Raw genomic sequence first — 2,031 nt, forward strand, 5'->3', positions numbered from 1 at the left:
CCCTTTCATTTAGTTAAATGAATAGAAACAAATAACCGCATTTATATTAAGGGTCATTTAGAATAAAGGTTACCGAGGAAAACTTGACGCATACAAAGCTTGTGGAGCACTGGTATAACAAGTGATAACGTGTTACACTGGACATTCGACGAGAAAAAAGCACCGGCATTCACGAAATTGTCATAGATGAAGTGAATGCCGGAGTCCAGTTCCCGCGTAGGACGAGACTGGACGAGGCATAAAAAAGAACGTTCGTGTGCTTGACGGGATTATTTTTTCTCACTACAATAGAGACGAGTAATCAGATGGATGTCCTGGAAGGAGTCTGTCGTTTTTTTGTCTTAACGGATGTACGGGATACAGGGAACATAACTAACGGGGAATGATTGAATATGGAATTAGAACGAGAGACTGGATGGCAGCTTCACCCCATAGGAGGCGACACTGGACAAGCCTACATGGGTATAAAAAATGAAGAAAAGTTATTTTTGAAGCGGAATTCATCCCCTTTCCTTGCTGCATTATCCGTAGAGGGCATCACTCCTAGGTTGATGTGGACGAAACGGATTGGAAATGGAGATGTATTGACCGCTCAAGAATGGTGCAACGGCCGTAGTCTGACCAGTCAAGAAATGGCTTCTCCAAATGTCGCCAAAATGTTGAGTAAAATTCACCACTCCCAGACTCTGAAACGAATGTTAGTGCGTGTCGGCGGAAAAACATTTTTCCCCGATGAGTTATTGCGCAGTTATCAAGAAAACCTAAACAATCAACTCCAACAACATCCACTTTTGGAAGAAGCGGCCCGTTATTTGGAAGACTCCATTTTTGTTGTCGATGAAGAAAACATGTCTGTTTGTCACGGTGACGTGTACCGCAAAAATTGGTTGCTCTCGGATAACCAAAAGTTGTACTTGGTTGATTGGGATTCTGCTATCCTTGCCGATCCGGCACTGGATTTGGGAATGCTTCTTGGAAGATATGTGCCTAAGGAAGAATGGGGAAATTGGATTTCCTCTTATGGAGCCGAATGGACAGAGCAACTGAGTCAAAGAGTCAAATGGTACGCTGTGAGCACGCTTTTGATGGACATCAAACGATGCCACCAAGAAACACGCTATCATAAAATGAATCACAAACTCATTCTTTTGGAAAAAGTACTTACGGATAAATAATGAGAAATGAATGTACAAACAGGCCGGGACGTTTCTGTCCCGGCCTTGCCAATGTGCGGAAACAATATATATAAAAAAGGGGAAACACATATGCGATTACGAAACAGACCCGGTGCAATGGAAAAATTAACAGCCCATCCAGAATACGTCATTCAACAGCCGGAAACTTTAAAAGGGAAATGGCGAGGAAACTTTAACAACGACAATCCTGTCCATATCGAAATTGGAACGGGGAAAGGGCAATTTATCATCGAAACGGCCAAACAAAACCCACATGTCAACTTTGTAGGAATCGAATTGCAGACAAGCGTACTGCTCTCCGTATTGGAAAAACAATTGGAAGAAGAGCTGCCGAACTTGCTTCTTTTGCAGGCTGATGCAGCTAACTTGCAAGAGTATTTTGAAGAAGGAGAAGTTGGACGCATCTATCTCAACTTTTCTGATCCATGGCCAAAAAAACGACATGAAAAAAGACGCCTGACGTACAAAACGTTCCTGACTACGTATGAGAAAGTGTTGGCCGATGATGGAGAAATCATCTTCAAAACAGACAACCAAGGATTGTTTGAGTACTCGTTAGTCAGTTTTTCTGAGTACGGAGCGAAGTTGGAAGATGTGAAATTGGATCTTCACCACAGCGATGTGGAAGACAACGTTATGACCGAATACGAAGAAAAATTCTCTAAAAAAGGAAACCGCATCTACCGGGCAATTATTGGATTTGAAAATTAACCAATAAAAAGGCCGTCAACCTGATTTAATGATATGCTCCCCCTAAAGTAGACACTTTAAAAAGTAAAACTACTTTAGGGGGATTTTTTTGTGCGTTCAAACAGTAAACATACGGCTCAAGAAC

2 protein-coding genes are annotated in these 2,031 nt (G+C 42.0%); both read left to right on the plus strand.

The features are described 5' to 3' along the window. The first annotated feature begins 392 nt into the window (after positions 1 to 392). On the plus strand, positions 393 to 1,175 hold the full coding sequence (locus G470_RS0111550) for a phosphotransferase family protein (protein WP_028274924.1): 783 nt from the start codon (positions 393 to 395) through the stop codon (positions 1,173 to 1,175). A gap of 90 nt (positions 1,176 to 1,265) precedes the next feature. Then, a complete protein-coding gene (trmB, locus tag G470_RS0111555) occupies positions 1,266 to 1,907 on the plus strand; it encodes a tRNA (guanosine(46)-N7)-methyltransferase TrmB (RefSeq protein ID WP_028274925.1) in 642 nt (213 codons plus the stop codon). Positions 1,908 to 2,031 lie beyond the last annotated feature (124 nt).

Origin of the sequence: Atopococcus tabaci DSM 17538, assembly GCF_000429585.1 — a bacterium.
GTDB lineage: Bacteria > Bacillota > Bacilli > Lactobacillales > Carnobacteriaceae_A > Atopococcus > Atopococcus tabaci.

Bases quoted from the DNA above. Each gene is read 5' to 3' on its own strand.
- G470_RS0111550 (WP_028274924.1), top strand. From the start codon at position 393: ATGGAATTAGAACGAGAGACTGGATGGCAGCTTCACCCCATAGGAGGC.
- trmB (WP_028274925.1), top strand. From the start codon at position 1,266: ATGCGATTACGAAACAGACCCGGTGCAATGGAAAAATTAACAGCCCAT.